15 protein-coding genes and 1 pseudogene are annotated in these 18,845 nt (G+C 71.5%); 13 read left to right on the forward strand and 3 right to left on the reverse strand.

Annotation, left to right across the window (positions count from 1 at the left end; genetic code table 11):
• The first annotated feature begins 504 nt into the window (after positions 1–504).
• From ACLQ25_RS09190 to ACLQ25_RS09245, 12 genes and pseudogenes are all read left to right on the forward strand, one after another.
• The gene (locus tag ACLQ25_RS09190) at positions 505–1,023 is read left to right on the forward strand and encodes a hypothetical protein (protein WP_425730476.1); all 519 of its coding nucleotides are present in this window, start codon (positions 505–507) and stop codon (positions 1,021–1,023) included.
• The gene (locus tag ACLQ25_RS09195; RefSeq protein WP_425730477.1) at positions 978–1,937 is read left to right on the forward strand and encodes a hypothetical protein; all 960 of its coding nucleotides are present in this window, start codon (positions 978–980) and stop codon (positions 1,935–1,937) included. The genes ACLQ25_RS09190 and ACLQ25_RS09195 overlap by 46 nt, the downstream gene beginning before the upstream one ends.
• A 46-nt stretch (positions 1,938–1,983) precedes the next feature.
• Positions 1,984–2,643: an SAF domain-containing protein gene (locus tag ACLQ25_RS09200; RefSeq protein WP_425730478.1), complete on the forward strand. Its 660-nt coding sequence runs from the start codon at positions 1,984–1,986 to the stop codon at positions 2,641–2,643.
• A gap of 2 nt (positions 2,644–2,645) precedes the next feature.
• Positions 2,646–3,446 carry a ParA family protein gene (locus ACLQ25_RS09205; protein ID WP_425730479.1) on the forward strand — a complete coding sequence of 267 codons (801 nt, stop codon included), beginning with the start codon at positions 2,646–2,648 and terminating at the stop codon, positions 3,444–3,446.
• On the forward strand, positions 3,436–4,977 hold the full coding sequence (locus ACLQ25_RS09210) for a CpaF family protein (RefSeq protein ID WP_425730480.1): 1,542 nt from the start codon (positions 3,436–3,438) through the stop codon (positions 4,975–4,977). Before ACLQ25_RS09205 ends, ACLQ25_RS09210 begins: the two co-directional genes overlap by 11 nt.
• A pseudogene (locus tag ACLQ25_RS09215) lies at positions 4,938–5,884 on the forward strand (type II secretion system F family protein). Before ACLQ25_RS09210 ends, ACLQ25_RS09215 begins: the two are co-directional and overlap by 40 nt.
• A 37-nt stretch (positions 5,885–5,921) precedes the next feature.
• A complete protein-coding gene (locus ACLQ25_RS09220; RefSeq protein WP_425730597.1) occupies positions 5,922–6,791 on the forward strand; it encodes a type II secretion system F family protein in 870 nt (289 codons plus the stop codon).
• A gap of 24 nt (positions 6,792–6,815) precedes the next feature.
• A complete protein-coding gene (locus ACLQ25_RS09225; RefSeq protein ID WP_234583202.1) occupies positions 6,816–7,019 on the forward strand; it encodes a hypothetical protein in 204 nt (67 codons plus the stop codon).
• A 5-nt stretch (positions 7,020–7,024) separates the two neighbouring features.
• Positions 7,025–7,471 carry a TadE family protein gene (locus ACLQ25_RS09230; protein WP_425730481.1) on the forward strand — a complete coding sequence of 149 codons (447 nt, stop codon included), beginning with the start codon at positions 7,025–7,027 and terminating at the stop codon, positions 7,469–7,471.
• Positions 7,468–7,935, forward strand: a complete 468-nt coding sequence (locus tag ACLQ25_RS09235) for a TadE/TadG family type IV pilus assembly protein (RefSeq protein WP_425730482.1) — start codon at positions 7,468–7,470, stop codon at positions 7,933–7,935. Before ACLQ25_RS09230 ends, ACLQ25_RS09235 begins: the two co-directional genes overlap by 4 nt.
• Complete coding sequence (locus tag ACLQ25_RS09240) at positions 7,932–8,363, forward strand: pilus assembly protein TadG-related protein (protein ID WP_425730483.1); 432 nt, start codon at positions 7,932–7,934, stop codon at positions 8,361–8,363. The genes ACLQ25_RS09235 and ACLQ25_RS09240 overlap by 4 nt, the downstream gene beginning before the upstream one ends.
• Positions 8,364–8,377: 14 nt before the next feature.
• Positions 8,378–9,724 carry a LysM peptidoglycan-binding domain-containing protein gene (locus ACLQ25_RS09245; protein WP_425730484.1) on the forward strand — a complete coding sequence of 449 codons (1,347 nt, stop codon included), beginning with the start codon at positions 8,378–8,380 and terminating at the stop codon, positions 9,722–9,724.
• 342 nt (positions 9,725–10,066) lie between these two features.
• Here ACLQ25_RS09245 and ACLQ25_RS09250 read toward each other — a convergent pair whose 3' ends face one another.
• Positions 10,067–10,921 (reverse strand): DUF2231 domain-containing protein, encoded by an 855-nt coding sequence (locus ACLQ25_RS09250; protein WP_425730485.1) that lies wholly within the window; start codon positions 10,919–10,921, stop codon positions 10,067–10,069.
• Between the two features lie 185 nt (positions 10,922–11,106).
• Between ACLQ25_RS09250 and ACLQ25_RS09255 the strand changes: the two genes are divergently transcribed.
• A complete protein-coding gene (locus tag ACLQ25_RS09255; protein ID WP_425730486.1) occupies positions 11,107–11,907 on the forward strand; it encodes a crotonase/enoyl-CoA hydratase family protein in 801 nt (266 codons plus the stop codon).
• A 1-nt stretch (position 11,908) separates the two neighbouring features.
• Here the strand turns inward: ACLQ25_RS09255 and ACLQ25_RS09260 are convergent, their stop codons facing one another.
• The gene (locus ACLQ25_RS09260) at positions 11,909–15,613 is read right to left on the reverse strand and encodes a discoidin domain-containing protein (RefSeq protein ID WP_425730487.1); all 3,705 of its coding nucleotides are present in this window, start codon (positions 15,611–15,613) and stop codon (positions 11,909–11,911) included.
• 133 nt (positions 15,614–15,746) lie between these two features.
• Positions 15,747–18,638: a discoidin domain-containing protein gene (locus ACLQ25_RS09265; RefSeq protein WP_425730488.1), complete on the reverse strand. Its 2,892-nt coding sequence runs from the start codon at positions 18,636–18,638 to the stop codon at positions 15,747–15,749.
• Between the last annotated feature and the right edge of the window lie 207 nt (positions 18,639–18,845).

Consider the following 18,845-nt stretch of genomic DNA (forward strand, 5'->3'; position numbering starts at 1 on the left):
TCCGCCCCGGAGCGTGCCGCACGACATGCGGTCGCCGCTGACCCGCAGCACTGGCCACATGCCGGCTTGCGGGCGCGATGTCCCAATCTCGCAAGGGGCGTAGGGGTCAGGACGGATCGGCCCGCGCCAGCGAGGCCGGGCCACTGGCGACCCCTCGACCGACAGCCATCCGGAGCGCGACACGGACACGTACCACCACCACCTGTCATCACTCAGAGTGTTCGCTTGAATTGCCTCTGTTGCATCGGCGATCGTGAGCTTATGCTCGCCCCTTGAGTGTGACGCAAGCCTCACATCGATGACCGAACAACACAGGACCTTGCATTTGTAGAAGATCCGCAACGGTGAATGCAGAAGCGCCAATGAACGGCCGGATGTAGTGATCCGGGCGCGCTTTCGCATGCTCGACACCGGCGCTTCGTCGCCACGTCGGGCTGTCACGAGGAGGGTTCGGCGGTGGTCGGACGGCAGTTCAGGCGAGCGACAACCTGCCTGCTGGCGATCATGGCGACGGTGGCGGTCACCGCCTGCGGCAGCGGGCAGGAGGCGGTCGAGCGCCCGACGTCGGGGCGCGCCGACGGGGTACAGGCGGATTCGGATGTCGATCGCGGGGCTGCCGAAAAGGCGGCGCTCGAGGCGTACTCCGGATATCTCACGGCCTCGCGCACGGCGAGTCGGCGCGGCGATCCGCACGCGCCGGAACTGTCCAGATTTCTCGCTGATCCGCTGCTGACCCGGGTGCAATTGTCCATTCGCGACGCTAAGGAGCACGGCGCGATGCGTACCGGGACTTTGAGATCCGATCCCACCGTGATCGCCGTCGACCTCGACTCGGACCCGGCCACCGTGGAGATCCAGGACTGCCTGGACGCGACCGGCTACCGGCTCGTCTACACCAAGGACCAACGGGTGGTGCCGGGCAGCGGTGGCGGCAAGCACCTGGCGACGGCCACCGCCACCCGCTATCCGGACGGTCGATGGCTGATCAGCTCCGGCGTCGCGCACCAGGACCAGCCGTGCTGAGCCGCCGCATCCTCGCCGGGGTCGGCCTGGCGATGCTGATGGTGATGGTCGCCGCGACCCCGCCGGCCTCCGCCGCCCGCCGCGCCGGCCCGGGGGTGGAGTGCCCGCCCGGCCAACCGGACTGCAACGTCTGGGACGACGAGCCCGGCCATCCTGGCGACCCGGGGGGCGGCGGGGACAACGGCGGCGGCGACTCCGGCGGCGGTGGGGGTGGCGGCGTCTGCCAGTGGGGCGGCCGGACCATCCCCTGCTACGACGACGTGCTGGGTTGGTTCAACAACGGCGACGGCTGCTACTACAAGCTCGCCGTGCCGCAACCGCCGGCACCTGAGGGCCAGCAGTGGTACGTGCAGACCTGCAATGGCGGCGACCTCGGCGCGCAGCGAACCTTGCCGCTCGACGGGCCGCCGGCCGGCTTCGGCGCTCCGCCGGATCCGGAGGAGCTGGCCCGCCGGGCCCTCGCGTCGATCAAGCTGCTGCCGGCGCGGCTGAAGGTCGCCCCCCGCAAGGACATCGGCCCCGGCCTGGTCGGCCTGCCGGTCTGGATGTGGGCCACCCCGAGCGCCAGCTACTTCGGGCCGCTGCGCGCCTCCGCGACCGACCGTGGACTGACCGTCTCGATCGAGGCGAAGGTAAACCGGATCGTCTGGAACATGGGCAACGGCGACACCGTCACCTGCACCAAGCCCGGCACCCCGTACGACCCGAAGGGCAAGCGTGCCGGCCGCACCTCCCCGGACTGCGGATACGACCGCGGCTATTCGAAGCCGGCCACCTACCGGGTTGGCGCCACCACGTACTGGACGGTCCGCTGGTGGACCGACAACGGCGTCGAGGGCGACCCGATCCCGCAGACCCGGACCAGCGGCACCGTCCCGGTACAGATCCGGGAGCTCCAGGTGGTGACCAGGTGAGCGAGCCGGTTCTGCGAGCCCCACAGTGACGAATGGAGATCGAACGGTGAGTCTGGCGACGCGTAACGCGACCGGGCCGGTGGACGCGCCGGTCAGCCCGCCGAAGGTGGTCCGGCAGCGCCGTGTCCGCCCAGGGCTGCTCGGTCTCGCCGTACTCCTGATCGCCCTCGGTGGGCTGGGGGCCGCGTTCGCGGTCACCTCGGTCCGGGCCACCGGCAGCTACCTGGCGGTGGCGCGGCCGGTGGAGGTCGGCCGGGAGGTCACCGCCGCCGACCTGATCACCGTGCAGGTCGCCGGCGGCCAGGGGCTGCGACCGGTGCCCGCCGGCCGTCTCGACGAGGTGGTCGGCAAGCGCGCGGCCGTGGCGCTCGTGCCGGGCACCCTCCTCACCCTCGGGCAGGTCACCGACGACCCCCTGCTCGGTCCGGGACAGCAGCAGATCGCGCTCGGCCTGAAGACCGCCCAGGTGCCGGCCCGCGAGCTGCACCCCGGCGACAAGGTGCTGCTGGTCAGCACCCCGGACGACGACGCCACCGGAGCGGCCGCCACGGCGGGCACCCGGTTCTCGGCAACCGTCATCGACATGGTCACCACGACGAACGACGAGAAGGTGCTGTACCTGGCGCTCCTCATCCGGGACGTACCCGCCGTGGTGGCGCTCGCCGCCCAGGAACGGGTCGCCGTCGTGCTGATCGAGGCGGCCTGACCATGGCGATCATCGCGTTGGTGTCCGCGAAGGGTTCGCCCGGCGTGACCACCTCGGCGTTGGCCTGCGCCCTGACCTGGCACCGCCGGCTGGTCCTCGCCGAGTGCGACCCGGCGGGCGGGTCGATCCTCGCCGGCTATCTGGGTGGCCAGTTGGACGGTCCGCGCGGCATCGGGGAGCTGGCCGTCGGCGAGCTGCGCGACGGCAACCTGGAGACGGCGTTCTGGTCCCAGTTGGTCGACCTGGACGCGCCGCGCCGGGAACGGCTGCTGCTGCCCGGCCTGGTCGACCCGGCGCAGGCCGGCAGCGTCACGCCGCTCTGGCAGCGCTTCGCCGACTACTTCAACGCCCTGGACCGGGGCACCCCCGGCTACGACGTGCTCGTCGACTGCGGCCGACTGCACGTGAACGGTCCACCGTGGCCACTGCTGCGGGCCGCCTCGGTGGTGCTGCTGGTGACCCGGGCGAACCTGCCCGACCTGTCCGGGACGCGGGCGGTGGTCACCACGATCGAGCGGGACTTCGCCGAACATCGGGTACCGCCGGGCACCCTGCGGCTGCTGCTGGTCGGCGACGGGCACGGGCGCGCCGAGATCAGTCGCGGGCTGAAGCTGCCGGTGATCGCCCGGCTGCCGCACGACCCGCGTACCGCTGGGGTGCTCGGCCTCGGTGGGACCGTGCGGTCCGGACGGCCGCTGCTGCGTGCGGCGACCGCGCTGGAGGTGCCGGTCGGGGCGCTCCTGGAACGCCGGCGCGCACGGCTGGCCTGGCCGGTACAGCAGGGGGTGCCGGATGCGGTTTGAACCCGTCTCGGCCGACCCCCGCCAGCAGCCGCCGGGCGCGACGTCGACCGCGCCCCCGCTGACCCCCGCGAACGGCCGGCACCACCACGTGACGCCGATGCCGCAGCCGACGCCCACGGCCACTCCCCCGTCCGAGCCGGCGCCCCGACCCCGGATGGACTTCCAGGTGGTCCGGGAACTGCGGCGGGAACTCACCGAACGACTCACCCTGTGGCAGCGCGGCCGGGAGTTCACCGTCGACGAGGAGGACACCGAGCGGGCGCGGCTGGCCGTGACGGTGGTCGCCGAGTACGCCGACGCGGTCCGCCGGGCCGGCACACCGATGGCCGCCGGTGAGGAACGCCTGCTGCTCGACCAGGTCACCGCCGAGTTGGTCGGGCTCGGCCGGCTACAGACCCTGCTGGTCGACGACACCATCGAGGAGGTGCACATCCTCGGCTGTGACCAGGTGCGCATCACCCGGCACGGCGGCGGGGTGGACTGGGGTGAGCCGATCGCCGACAGCGACGCCGAACTGGTGGAGATCCTTCAGGCGGCGGCACGACGGGCCGGAGCGACGGAACGGTCACTGTCCACGGTGAAGCCGACCCTCGACCTGCAACTGCCCGACGGCAGCCGGCTGGCCGCGGTGTTCCTGGTCAGCCACCGCCCGTACGCGGTGATCCGCAAGCACAACACCCTGGACGTGAGCCTCGACGACGTGGCCGGCGGCCGCGGCGACCTGGACGAGATGATCGACCCGCTGCTGCGCGACTTCCTGCGTGCCGCGATGCGCGCCGGGCTGAACATCATGGTCGCCGGACTGGCCGGCGCCGGAAAAACCACGATCATCCGGGCGTTGATGAACGAGATCCCACCCGACGAGCCGTACGTGCTGCTGGAGGAGAGCCGGGAACTGCTGCCGGCCCGCCGTCGCGAGCGGCACCGGGCAGTGATGAGCTTCGAGGCCCGCGAGGGGCACGGCGAGCGCGGCTTCGACGGCCGACCGGCGGGCGAGGTGACGATCGCCGACCTGATCCCACTGTCGCTACGGATGGGCGTCCTGCGGATCATCGTGGGCGAGGTGCGGTCCCGCGAGATCGTGCCGATGCTCCAGGCGATGACCACCAGCCGGGGCTCGATGTGCACGATCCACGCCCGCACGGCCGCCGGCGTGGGCGAACGGATCGTCGAGCTGGCGCTGGCGCACGGCCGGGAGATGACCGTCGACCAGGCCCGCCGGATGGCCGGCAACGCCCTCGACCTGATCGTCTACGTCACCATCGAGGACGAGAGCGCCATCGGCGGGCGCAAGCACCGGTTCGTCTCGCACGTGGAGGAGGTGATCGGGGCCGGCGAAGGTGGACGGATCACCACCACCACCGTCTTCGGCCCCGGTCCGGACGGCCGCGCGGTCCCCCGACACCTGCCCGAAAGGGTCCGCGACCAGTTGCTCCGCGTCGGGTACGACGCCCGACTGCTGACCCGGTGGATCGAGGCCGGCACCGGTGCCTGGCGGCGACCACGGCAGACCCGACTGGCCCGGCGGTGACCTGATGGGAAACAGCCTGGAGTTGATCGCGGTGGTGTCCGGGGCCGCCTGCGTGGCGGGGCTCCTGCTGGCGGTGGTCGCACTGGTGGGCACCCGTCGGCCCGCCGGAACAGCTCCCGGCGCCGGGCCCGGCCTCAGCCGCCTCTGGCGCGGCTCCGGCGCCACTCCCGCCGAGCGGCGGTCCTACCAGGCGCTGCTCCTCGCGGCGATGGTCGCCGGCGCGTTGGCGTTCCTGCTCACCGGCCTGCCAGTGGTGGGCCTGCTCGTGGCGGTGGCGGTGCCCGGAACGCCGTGGCTGTTCGCGGTCGGTAAGGCCGAGCAACGGGCGATCGCCCGGATCGAGGCCGTCGGCGAATGGACCCGGCGACTGAAGGACGTGTCCGGTACGGGCCAGGGCCTCCAACAGGCGATCATCACCACCATCGGCAGCGTGCCGCCCGGAATCGAGGACGAGGTACGACTGCTCGCCGCCCGGTTACAGGCCGGATGGTTGGCCCGCTCCGCGCTGCTGGCGTTCGCCGACGAGATCGGCGACCCGGTCTGCGACCAGGTGGTGGCGGCGCTGATCCTGCACCTCACCGACCGGGGTGAGCGACTCGGCGACGTACTCGGGTCCATCGCCGGTGCGGCGTCGGCCGAGGTGGCGACCCGTCGGGAGATCGAGGCGAAACGCACCCAGCCACGGTTCGCGGTCCGCTTCCTGACCGGGATGACGCTGGCGACGCTGGCGTACGGGCTGGTCAACACCGAGTACATCGAGCCGTACGACACGCCGACGGGTCAGCTGGTGATGGCCGCGCTCGGAGCCGCCTTCATCGGCCTGCTGGCCTGGGTCCGCTCGATGAGCCAGCCGCAGCGGCCAGCCCGGTTCCTGCCGGCGCCCGACCCCCAGGAGGTCGTCGCGTGAGCACGCGTGCCACCGTTCCCGGCAGGGGCCTGCGGTGATCGTCAACTGGCTTCTCGGCGTCGCCGTGTCCGGTGGAGCGGCGATCGGGTTGGGCCTGTTCCTGGTGATCCGCGAATTGGTGCCGGCCACTCCCGCGCTCGGGCCGGCGCTGCGTCGCCTGCACCAGCCGCCGGGCACCGGGCGGGTCGCCGCGCCCGCCTCCCGTCGACTGGACTGGCTGACCGGGCTCTCCCGCTGGTTGCGACCGCCGCACCGGCAGCTCGCCCTGATCGGTCAGACCCCCGAGCAGTACGCGCTGTCGGTACTGATGTCCGCGTTGATCGGGCTCGCCACACCGACCCTGCTCGGGGTGGCGCTGTTCGTCCTCGGTATCTCGCTGCCGCTGGTCGTACCGGTGCTCGGCGGCCTCGGCATGGCGTTGATCGCCGGTCTGCTGGCGCACCGGTCGGTGCTGAGCAAGGCGGACGCCGCCCGGGACGAGTTCCGCCAGGCCGTGTGCACGTACCTGGATCTGGTGGCCCTCCAACTCTCGGCGGCGCACGGGCCGGTGCAGTCGCTGGAGCGGGCCGCTGCGGTCTGCGACGGCTGGGTGTTCGACCGCCTCCAGGAGTCGCTGCGGATCGCCCAGATGCAGATGCACGCGCCCTGGGACGAGCTGCGCGACCTCGCCGACAAGATCGGCATCCCGGAGCTGGGCGACGTCGGCGCGATCATGCGCTCCTCCGGCAGCGAGGGCGCGCAGGTGCACGAGACCCTGCGCAGCCGGGCCGACTCGCTGCGGGACCAGTTCCGCACCGACAGCCTGGCCCGCGCCGAGGGCGTGACCAGCAAGCTCGACATTCCGGGCGCGTTGCTCGTGTTCGTGCTGCTCGGCTTCGTCGTCTATCCGTTCATCGCCCGTGTCTGATCCGACCCCCGAGAAGGAGTGATCATGTCCATCCTCACCTACCTGCACGTCGTGGTGACGACGCGCTTCGCCGAGCTACGCCGGGACGGCGAGCGGGGCGACAGCCCGGTACCGACCGCAGTGATCATCTTCGGCCTGGTCTTCGTGGCGACCATCGTCACCGGCTTGGCTCTCGGCAAGGCCAACGACTGGATGAAGGCCATTCCGAGCCACACGAACCCGAAGTAGCGGGCATGGTCCGAGCCGCGTTCCCGAGATGGCGCCGGGCGGTTCTCGCTGCCCGGCGCCACATCGTGGCCGGCGACCGGGAGCGGGGCGCCAACCCGGTGGAACTGGCCGTGGTGATGCCGCTGATCCTGGTGCTCCTGTTCGCCTCGCTCCAGGTCGCGGCCGTCTTCCTGGCCCGCTCCACGGCGTTGAACGCCGCCCAGAGCGGGGTCAACGCCGAGCGGCGCTACAACGCGTCCGACGGCGCCGGGGTGACCAGCGCCCGCCGGTTCCTGGCCGCCACCGGCGGCTGGCTGCTGGGCTGGGAGGTCGGTGGCGGTCCGAACTGTGTGACGAGCGAGGTCGACGTGACCTGCACGGTGACCGGCCGTTCCCTGTCGGTCGTACCCGGCGTGGACTTCCCGATCCTGCAGACCGCGCACGGGCCGGTGGAACGGGTGACCGCGCCGTGAGCCGGGCCGCCGAGCGGGGCTCGGTCTCCATCGAGGTGGCGGTGCTCGCCCCCGCGTTCATCGCGCTGATGGTGCTGGCCGGTGTGGCCGGACGCAGCGCGGTGGCGGCGGAGGCCATCGACGCCGCCGCGCACGACGCGGCCCGCGCCGCCTCGATCTCCCGCACTGCGGCCGAAGCCCGCAGGGATGCGCGTAACGCGGCTCAGCAGCAGTTGGACTGGCGAGGACTCAGTTGCACCGGCACTCCAACCCTGACGTTCAGCGGCTCGGTCGGCAACACCACCACCACCTTCGAACGGGCCTACAGCAGCGCGCTCGGCCAGGACGCGACGGTCACCGTCTCGGTCGAGTGCCGGGTGTCCTTCCGCGACCTGCGGCTGAACGCCATACCCGGCATGCCCACCGAAAACCGCATCAGGGCCAGCTTCACGTCACCGCTGGACCGCTACCGGAGTCGACGATGAACGTCCGTACGCTCTCCGGCGACCACGGCCGGGTCAGCATCTTCCTGGCCGTGGCAATGGTCGGCGTACTGGCCATCGTCGGCCTCTCGTTCGACGGCGCGGGCCAGCTCCGCACGCTGCAACGCGCCGACAACCTGGCGGCAGAGGCGGCCCGCGCGGGCGGGCAGGCCATCGACCGGGCCACCGCGATCGAGGGCGGGCCTACGCGGATCAACCAGCCGCAGGCCCGCGCCGCGGTCGCCAACTACCTCTCCGCCGCCGGCACCACCGGCCACACCGTGAGCTTCCCGCAGATCGCCGGGGAGACCGTCGTCCAGGTGCGCCTCACGATCACCTACCGCCGCTCGATGCTCGGGCTGTTCGGCTTCGCCGACCGGGTCACCGTCACCGGCGAGGCGACCGCGCGGGCCATCACCACAGGACCGTAGGAAGGAAGGCCACCATGTCCGCATCGGGTCGGTCCGTCGTACGGCGGACGGGACGGGTCCTCACCGGCCTCGGCGCGCTCGTCGTGCTGTGCGCCCTGGTGGCAGGGGCGCCGATCGCGCTGCTCGCCTTCGCCGGTAATCCCCTGCCTGACCATCTGCCCACCCTCGCCGAGGTCGGCACCGCCCTCACCAGTCGGGACGACGGGCAGCTCTTCCTGCGGGCCCTGGCGCTGGCCGGTTGGTTCGGCTGGGCGACGTTCACCTTCTCCGTCCTCGTCGAGTTGGGCGCGCAGACCCTGCGCCGGCCGGCGCCGAAGCTGCCCGGAATGAGCCGCCAGCAGAAGGCCGCCGCCGCGCTGGTCGGTTCGGTCGCCCTGATCCTCGCGGCCAGCCCGGCCGCCGCCAGCACCGCCGCGGTCTACAGCGGTCCGGCGTACGCCCAGCCGAGCGCGTCGGCCACCAGCGCCCGGCTTCCGGAGAGTGCGCCGTTGGGCCTGGCCGCGAGCGGGCCGCGTGCAGCCGTCGGGAGCGGGCCGCTCGGACTTGTCGCGCCCAGCGGGCCAGGCGGGGGTGACCAGGCAACGCCGGTATACCGGGTCGCGCGGGGCGACTACCTCGGCGAGGTGGCCGAGCGGTATCTCGACGAGTTCGACGACTACCGGCAACTCGCCAAGCTGAACCGGCTGGACGACCCGGACCGGATTCGTCCCGGGCAACTGCTCCGGCTCCCGGCGGAGGCCACCGACCAGGGCACCCGCCACCACGCGACCGGCAAACTCGTCGGCCGGCCCGCCGCGCCCACACCGCCCGCGTCACGTCCGGCGCCGGAGCGGTCCGCGCCGGAGCGGGTGGAACAGGCACCCCCCAGCGGTACGGAATCGACGGGTCAGGCGCCCACGATGACCGTCGGCGCGGCCCGGGCCGGAACCACCGACCGGGTGAACCGACCGCTGGCCGTCTCCGCCGTGCTGGCCGTGGCGAGCATCGTCGGCGCCCAGATCGGCGCGGTCCTCGGTCTCCGTCGTCGGCCGGCCACGGCCGGCGCCGCACCCCGGCTGACCGCGGCCGCCCGTACCCCGCGACGCCGGTCAACCGGAGTCGGCGGCAGCTCCACCACCGAGAGCCGCGCCTCTCGGAGCGGCAGCCCCGGCCTTAGCGGCAGCCCCGGTCGGAGCGGCGACGCGGGTCGAGCGGGCAGTGGCGCCGCCTGGGCGGCCCGTCGTGCGGCGGCGGCCACCGAGACGCCTGCCCCGCCCACTGGCCCGCCGACCGGCATGCCGCTGGCCCTGCCCGGTCGTAGCGCCGGAGCCGTCGGCGAATGGGACGACGACGTCCAGGGCGGTCGGCACCGGCGGGGTTGAGCCGGCACCCGCACGCGCAGGTCGCAGCCCCGCTCGCCGAGTTCCGCACCAACGACGCCCGGGAGCTGCGGCCGGCACGCGGTCGCGCCCGAGCGCCGTGACCCCCGGGCGTTCGAGCCGAGCACCGTGGCCCCCGCGCGGCCGACGCCCGAGCGCCATGCCCCCGCGCGGCCCAAGTGCCGTGGCCCACGCGCGGCCCGAACGCCGTGGCCCGCGCGCACTGCCGACGCGCCTGGAAGCGGACACCACACACAGACTGATGCCACATAGTCATCTTGATGACTATGTGGCATCAGCGCGTCGAGGGCGGCCGGTGGTCCTCGTCGACCCCGCAGCACGCTGTCAGGGGAGACGGGTCTGGAGCACGCCGTCCTGGATGCGGGTGGGCAGGATCTGCTGGTCGTTGCCGGAGGGTCCCTGCATGACCTCGCCGCCGTTGAGACGGAACGCGCTGCCGTGCCACGGGCAGACCACGCACGCGTGGCCGTCGATCTCCTGGACCTCGCCCTCGCCCAGCGGCCCGCTCTGGTGCGGGCACCGCTCCAGCATCACCGTGACCTCGTCACCGTGCCGGTAGAGGATCACCGAGATGTCGTCGTCCACCTCTCGGGTGATCAGCGTGCGCTGCGGCAGGGTGGCCATGTCGGCCAGCGAGTGCCACCCGTCGCTCATCCGGTGCAGCTCGGACACGCTCTGGTTGACCTGGGCGCCCTGCTTGTACGCCAGATGCCCGCCGATGTACGCGCCGAGGCTGACGGCGGAGAGGCCGAGGAACCCGAGCGCCTTGCCGACGCCGCTCCGCCCGGAGAGCCGCGCCGCCAGTGAACCGGCGTAGAGGCCGACGCCGACGGTGTTCGCGGCCGCGTGCACGAGGCCGACACGGCGCTGGTCCCGGGAGAGCGCTGCCCAGTCGTTCAAGCCGGCGACCGCCGCCGGCAGGGCGCTGATCGTCCCCAGACCGACCAGCACGGTCGCCGGTCGGCGCTGCCCTGGCATCAGGTCCAGCACGGCAGCACTGATCCACGCCCCGACCGGCACCTGCACCATGGCCGGGTGCAGCGGGTGCCCCAGCGTCACGCCGTGCAGCAGGTCCCGCAGTCGCCGGGGCCGCAGCGTCCCCAGGACCACCTTCTGCAACCGGTCACCCGCGCCGTCCAGCCGGGAGTCCTGCTCAACTTTCGTCAATAGCGCTCGCACGAGTACCGACTTCCCGGCCATCCCCCTCCCAAACCGGTCGCCGACGACAAACCTGCCGCCCCCTCCTCCGCGTCGATCTTGCACTTCCTGTCGCGAAGAAGCGGGGCAGAAGCCGCGAACCGACGACCGAAACTGCAAGATCGACGAGGATTGTGGGGCGCGGACACGGCGGGCATGCTGGCGGGATGGGTGTGCGGGTGGAGCGCAGCGGAGCTGTCACTACGGTGATTCTGGATCGGCCGGAGGCTCGGAACGCTGTCGACGGATCTACCGCTCGGGCGTTGGCGGATGCCTTCCGCGCCTTCGAGGCTGATCCGGGCGCGGCGGTCGCCGTGCTGTGGGGTGCGGGCGGCACGTTCTGCGCCGGGGCCGACCTGAAGGCCATCGGCACGCCGAGGGGTAACCGGGTGGAGCCGGAGGGGGACGGCCCGATGGGCCCCACCCGCATGGTGCTGAGCAAGCCGGTGATCGCGGCCATCTCGGGGTACGCGGTGGCCGGCGGCCTGGAACTCGCGCTCTGGTGTGACCTGCGGGTCGCCGAATCCGACGCCACCCTCGGAGTGTTCTGCCGCCGCTGGGGAGTACCGCTCATCGACGGCGGGACGGTCCGGCTTCCTCGACTGGTCGGGGAGAGCCGCGCGATGGACCTGATCCTCACCGGGCGGGCGGTGCCGGCGGACGAGGCGTACGCCATGGGGTTGGTCAACCGGGTGGTGCCGCCGGGCCAGGCGCGGGCGGCAGCCGAGGAACTGGCGGCGGCGATCGCCCGGCATCCGCAGACCTGCCTGCGCAACGACCGGGCGGCCCTGCTGGCCGGCGTCGGGCGGCCCGAGGCGGAGGCGCTGGCGACCGAACTGGCGTACGGGATGGATTCGCTGGACACCGACGCGCTGGCCGGCGCGGCCCGGTTCGCCGCGGGCGAGGGCCGGCACGGCACGACGCCGCCGGGAGGGTGGGACCTCCCGACGGCGTCGGCTACCGGGTGAATCAGTTGCGGTTGATGGTGAAGGTCGTCGTGGGGTTCTGGATGTCCACCGCGTTGTTGCTCAGCCGCAGGTTGGTGAAGGTGACCGACCCGACGGCGGGACCCTGCCCGGATTCCGGCGTGGGGTTGGCCCAGATGCCGAAGCCGGACTTGGCGTCGTAGGCGTCACCGCTCTTGCGGGCGCCGCTGATGGAGATGTTGGTGAAGACCGTGTCGGTGATCGGGTTCTGCGGCTGCCCACCGACGTAGTTGGTCTGGAACATGATGCCGCTGTAGGTCGGATCGACGATGTCCACGTCGCTGACGCGGATGCCCTGGAAGACCTTCGAGGCGGAGAACACCCAGATCGCCGGGAAGGTCTGCCCGCCCCAGAAGTGCCCACCGGCCCGGACGATCGAGATGTTCTCGAACTTCGTCGGCGGGCTCGCGCCGAAGCCGTTCATCGGGTAACCGAAGTCGAGCGAGCTGATGGTGATGCCGGAGTAGACGAGCGTGTCCGCGATGTAGATGTTACGGAACGTGTTGCCGTAGCCGCCGTAGACGGCGACGCCGGCGGCCCGCCAGGTCAGCGTCGACGTCAGGTTCTCGTAGATGTTGTCCTTCATGTCGGCGCCACCCGCGTCGATCGCCGAGAACAGCGCGAAGCTGTCGTCGCCGGTGGCCCGGGCGTCGTTGTTGCTGACCAGGTTGTTGGTGCTGCCGTTGGTCATGTTGACGCCGTCGGCGAACAGGTTGCGGATCCGCGAGTTCTTGATCGTCATGTAGTCGGTGTTGGCGCCCCAGTAGAGGCACACCTGGTGCTCGGCCCAGATGTTGTCGATCACGATGTTCGACACGTTGGAGAAGTCGAACACCTTGCCCGGGCCGTCGATCCGCGAGGTGTAGTTGCCGAAGTACGCGAAGTTCTTGAACGACGAGCCGGCCGCCGAGTTCTCGGCCCGGAAGCCGATGTCGGTGTTCTCCTGGCCGGACGGCGCGTTGAACCGGGTGTACCAGGGGCCCGCGCCGGTCACCTGGACCGCCTTGCCGTACACCTGGAACTTGGACGAGGTGGAGTAGTTGCCGGCGGGCAGGTACACCCCGATCAGGTTGCCGGTGGTGTCCATCCGGACCCGGTCCAGGGCGTTCTGCACGTCCTGGTGGGTGAAGCCGGTCGGCGTGGCGTACCGCGCCGAGTCCGGGTTGGCGATCGGCGAGACCTGCTCGGTGTTGATGAAGTCGATCGCGTAGTTGGTGGTGTTGGCCGCGTCCTTCTGGAGGCGGATCTTGCTGCCGGCCGGCACGGTCGAGTTGAGCATGACGTTGGCTTCGTCGTAGATGTGCCGCGGTCCGCGCGCGCTCGGTGAGTTCCCCGGGCTGGTCTCGTTGCCGTACAGCCAGGCGTAGCGGGACGTCAGGTCGATGGCCTTGTGGAACGTGCCGTTGACGTAGACGTTGAGCGTCGAGTTGATGCCCCCGCCGCCCGCCGCGTCCGGAATGGAGAAGCGGGTGACCAGCGTGTTGGTGCTGGCCCGGGTGGTGAACTCGACGTAGGCGCCGGTCGAGTTCAGGGTCACCGCACGCCGGCCGGACGCCTCACCGGCGACGTCGCCGACGGTCCGGTTCGGGCCCACGACGTTCGCGCCGCCGCCGACCACGCCGTCCTCGGCCTCGTACATGTCGTACGGCATGTTGGCGCCACGCCCGACGAAGAGCGGCTGGTCGGAGGTGTTGTTGGTCTGCTTGACCGGCAGCTCGTTGGCGTCGGCGGCGAGCACGACCCGGACGGTGTACTTGCCGTTCGCCGCCGTCCAGGTGCCCAGGTTGACCGGGCCGACGGTGGCCCCGGCGTTGATCACGCCGGAGTACGAGCCGGTCAGGGTCCGGACCACGGTGCCCGATTCGTTGAGAACGGTGAGCGTGATGCCGTGGGAACCGGACGCGGACGCCACGCTGCCAGCGTTGCGGATCGACACGGAGAACGTGACGGTGTTGCCGGCCGACGGGTTACCCGGCGACCAGGCGACCGAGGAGGCGACCAGGTCACTGGTGGCGACCGGGCTCACCACCAGCGGGCTCGGGTTGGAGTAGCTGTTGTTGGTGTCGTCCTGCTCGACGACGGTGTTCGACTCGTCGACCTTCGCGCTGAGCGGGTAGCTGCCCGCGTCGCGGGTGCCGATGCTGGCGCTGACCGTGGTCGACGCGCCGGCCGCGAGGGCACCGACCGACGCGGTGCCGACCCGGGTGGAGCCCAGGTAGAAGTTGACGTTGGTCGCGGCAGAGGCCGCCGAACCGGCGTTCCGCACGGTCGCCGAGAGCGTGACGGTGCTGGTCTCGACGGGTGCGGACGGGCTGAACGACATTCCGGTGACGGTGAGGTCCGGGTTCGGCGCGGGGGTGCCGAAGATCTGGAACTCGGCCACCTGACCGGCCGGGGCACCGGTGTTCGAGGCGATCGAGAGCCGCACGTCGGCCGCCGCGCCGCTGACCGGGATGGTCACCGTGTTGCCGCTGCCCGGGTTGAACGTGTAGTTCGTCGCGCCGACCAGCGTGGTGAAGCTCGACGAACCCTGGTCCCGGCCGAGCACGGTGATGTTCTGGGTACGCGTACCCCACGCCGAGTCCGGGTTGAGCTTCAGCACGATCGAGCTGAGGCTGGCGTTCGCACCGAGCTGCACGGTCAGCGTGCTCGGGTTGCCGTTGCCCTCCCAGTAGGTGGCCACGTTGTTGTCGTTGGCGTTGGTCGCCACGAACGTGTGCACGTACCCCGAGGCGGTGATCGGCTTGCCGACCGCCAGGTTGCTCCCGGTGGGCGGGGTGCTGGTGCCGGTACGGGTCACCGTGTTGCTGTTCGACGACTGGTTGCCGGCCGCGTCCTTGGCCCGCACGTAGTACGAGACCGTGGCGCTGTCCGCCTGGCTGTCGGTGTAGGTCAGCGTCGAGCCACTGACGCTGCCGCGCAGCGCGCCGTTGGCGTACACGTCGTACCCGGTCACGCCGACGTTGTCGCTCGACGCCGACCAGGTGAGCCGGATCTGCCCGCTGGCCGGCTGGGTGTAGGCCAGGTTGCCGGGGGCGCTGGGGGCCTGGGTGTCGGTGCTGCCGCTGGATCCGTACACCTCCACCTCGGAGAGCTGCGCGGCCGGCCAGCCGGTGTTGCCGGTGACCTGCACCCGGACGTATCGGGTACTGGCGGCGGTGAAGCTGACGGTCGCGGTGTTGCCGCTGCTCGGGTTGAAGGTGTAGTCCGCCGACGACTTCAGGGTGCTGAAGGACGAGCCGTTGGTGGAGCCGAGCACCGACAGCGTCTGCGTACGCGTCTGCCAGTCCGACGACGGCGGCAGCTTCAGCACGACCCGGTCCACACCGATCGTCGCGCCCAGGTCGGCCTGGATCCACTGCGGGAACGCGTTGTTGGCGCTCTCCCAGTAGGTCGAGGCGTTGCCGTCGTTCGCGTTGCTCGCCACGTAGTTCTGGTTGTAGCTGCTGGCGCTCATGGTGGCCGAGAGCCCGGCGAGCAGGGCCGCGCGGGCGGAACCCGCGGGTGCGGAGGCGGGCGTCGCCGCCGGTGCCGCGGTCGCGGGGGTGACGGCGGGAGCGGCGGCGAGGAGCAGTCCGGCGAGCGTGCCGGCGAGGAGTCGGCGGCGGGCCGGCGATCGGTCGGCTCGGACGGTCGAACCGGGCGAGCCGGTTCGCGGGGTGCCTCGGGTGGGGCCGTTTCTGGACATCGGTCGCTACACCTCTTTCGGGGGTGGTGTGGGGTGCGTTGCCCGGTGACGGGTGCAGGGGTACGCCCGTCGTGCCGCGACAGGTGGGGGACGGTGCGGTGGCCCCCGCCCTGGTCGGGCGGGGGCCGTCGGCCTAGCTGGAGTAGACCTCGAACTCGCTGAGCTGACCGGCGGGCCAGCCCGTGTTGCCGGTGACGGTCAGGCGCAGGTATCGCTGGCTGGTCGCCGTGAAGGTCACGGTGACCGTGTTGCCGCTGGACGGGTTGAAGGTGTAGCCGGCGGACGACTTCAACGTGCCGAACGACGAGCCGTCGGTGGAGCCGAGCACGGCCAGGGTCTGCGTACGCGTCTGCCAGGCCGACGACGGCGGCAGCTTCAGTACGACCCGGGACACCGTTCGGTTCGCGCCCAGGTCGACGGTCAGCGACTGCGGGAAGGCGTTGTTGGCGCTCTCCCAGTAGGTGTTGGCGTTGCCGTCCACCGCGTTGGGCGCGGCGTACACGTCGGAGTGGCTGGTCTCCGTGATCGACCGTCCGGCCGCCAGGTTGCCGGTGGGGGCCGGCGTGGTCGGGGGCGGGGTGGTCGTCGGGGGTGCGGTGGTGGGCGGAGCCGTGGTCTGCGTGCCGCCGTACACCTCGACCTCGCTGAGCTGCGCGGCCGGCCAGCCGGTGTTGCCGGTCACGGTGACCCGGATGTAGCGGTGGTTACCGGAGGGCAGCCCGATCGACACGGTGTTGCCCGAGCCGGGTGCGAAGACCCGACCGGCGGACGACGCCAGCGTGCCGTACGACGAGCCGTCCGTGGAGCCGAGCACCGACAGCGTCTCGGTGCGCTGCTCCCAGCCGGCGGGCAGCTTGAGCACCACCCGGTCGACCGAGCGGACCGCGCCCAGGTCGACGGTGACCGACTGCGGGAAGGCGTTGTTGGCGCTCTCCCAGTAGGTCGAGGCGTTGCCGTCCACCACGTTGCCCGCCGTGTAGCTCTGGTTGGTGCTGGTCGCGACCGCCGACCGGTTCAGCGCCAGGTTCCCACCGGTGGGCGGCGGGGTCGTCGGAGGCGCGGTCGTGGGCGGGGCGGTCGTGGGCGGCGCGGTGGTCGGGCCGGTGGTCGGCGGGGTGCTGGGCCCGCCACCCCACTGCGGCTCGGGCCACGGCCCGCAGTACGGGGTCGAGGTGTACCAGCCCGAGTTGCCCGACCCCTGGGTGATCTGGAAGCCGCCACCCACGCAGTTGTGCATCGGGTTGCTCTGCGCGATGTTGGTGGCCCGCACGTTGGTGAACGACACCTGGCTGGGTGACTGCACCTGGAGCGCGTACGTGCCGGCGCCGTCGATGCGGACGTTGGTGAGGTTGATGCCGCTGGTCTGGCCCTCGATCCAGTGCAGCGCCGCGTACGAGCTGTCCAGGATGTCGGTGTCGGTGATGTTGATGGTGGCCTGCTGGAACGCCTCGTTGAGGGCGGAGAACCAGATCGCTCCGACGCCGAAGTTCCAGTTGTAGTCCGAGTTGCCGTTGCGGATCAGCGTGTTCCGGGCGATCGTCCAGGTGCCCCGGACCGCGGTGTCGCCCTGCACACCGGGGTAGCGGTTGGCGACGTGGATGCCACCGCCGTTGGTCAACGAGTCGGCGGTCACGTTGTCGGTGATCTTGATGTCCCGACCGCCGTAGCTGACCAGGTGGTTCGCCAGCAACGTCACGCCGATGGTGTTGTGGGTGAACGAGTTGTTGACGTTCGGCAGGCTCTGCGCCCACATGGCGAGGGCGTCGTCACCGGTGTTGCGGACGAACGTGTTGGTCACCGTCGAGTTGGTGACGCCGGTGTGGAAGTTCACCCCGTCCGCGGTCTGGTCGAGAATCCGGCTGTTGCGGATGGTGAAGTTGTCCATCGGCCCGTCCATCCACGCGCCGACCTTGGTGTTCTCCAACCAGAGGTTGTCGACCACCGAGTTGGTCATCGCCCCGCCCAGCGCGTTGACCTGGTCGTCGTCCATCCGCTCGCGGATGTCGCCGATGATGGCGAAGTCCCGCAGCGTGACGTTGCGGCTCGGCCCGTTCGCCTCGTGCGACCGGATCTCACCGGTGTAGCCGCCGCCGGGGACGTACTTGCCGTAGATGCCGGCCGCCCGCTTGCGGTCGGTGGGGTGCCGGCCACCGAGCACCGAGTACCAGGGGCCGGCGCCGCGCAGGGTCACCCCGTCGACCACCACGTGGTCCCAGAGGGTGAAGGTGCCGGTCGGGATCCAGACCGCCCGGCCCTGGGCCTTTCCGGCGTCGACCGCCGCCTGGAACTTCGCGGTCGAGTCGGTCGCGCCGGTCGGGTCCGCGCCGAAGTCGGTGACCACGTCGATGACACCGGAGGGCTTCGCGATCGGCGCGACGACCTCGAAGTCGGCCAGGTCGATCGTGAAGGTGGGTGACTGGGCGGTCGAGGAGACCTGCAACCGGATCTTCGTACCGGCCGGCTGGGTGCTGCCGAACAACGCCCGGGTCTCGTCGTAAAAGTGGTGCGGGTTGGTGTCGCCCGGGTTGTTGTTGAAGGGGTAGCCGCCGTAGTACCAGCCGTACTTCGACGTGACCGGGACCGACTTCAGCAGGTTGCCGTTGGCCCGCAGGTCGATGGTGGCGTCCCGGCCCGTGCCCGCGGAGTTGTCCGGCAGGCTGTACCGGAAGGTGACCGCGTTGGCCGGAGCGGTGAGCGTGAACTCGACGTACTCACCGACGGCGTCGAGGGTGACCGCCTCCCGGCCGGACGCCTCCGACGGCAGCGTGCCGTAGCGCCGGTCCGGGCCGATCTTCGTGCCGTTGTGCGCGGCCTTCTCCGCCTCCTGCTCGAGAAAGGGGACGGTGGCGCCTCGGCCGGAGATGTCGAAGGGGGACAACCCGGCCGCCGAGGCCGGGGTGGCACTGCCGGTGACCGCGAGGGCGGTCAGGGTGGTGGCCGCGAGCAGGGTGGCGGCGATGGCGGCCAACCCTGCCCGGCCCGGGTGTCGAAGGTGGTGCGGAGTGCCGGTGGTGTGGTTGGCCATGAGCTGCGCTCTCCCTTTCGTCAGGCAGGCCAGGTCCCCCGTGTCGGTGCGGTGTGGCGGTCCCTCGTACTCCCTTCGTGGGCGCGGTGCGGGGGTGGTGTGGTGGGGGGGGGGGGGGGGGGGCCGCCCCCCCCCCCGCGGGGGGGGGGAGGGGAGGGGGGCGGGGGCCGCGCGCGGGCCGGGGGCCGCGGGGGGGGTTCCGCGCCA

The organism is Micromonospora sp. DT44, from assembly GCF_049841635.1.
Lineage (GTDB): Bacteria > Actinomycetota > Actinomycetes > Mycobacteriales > Micromonosporaceae > Micromonospora.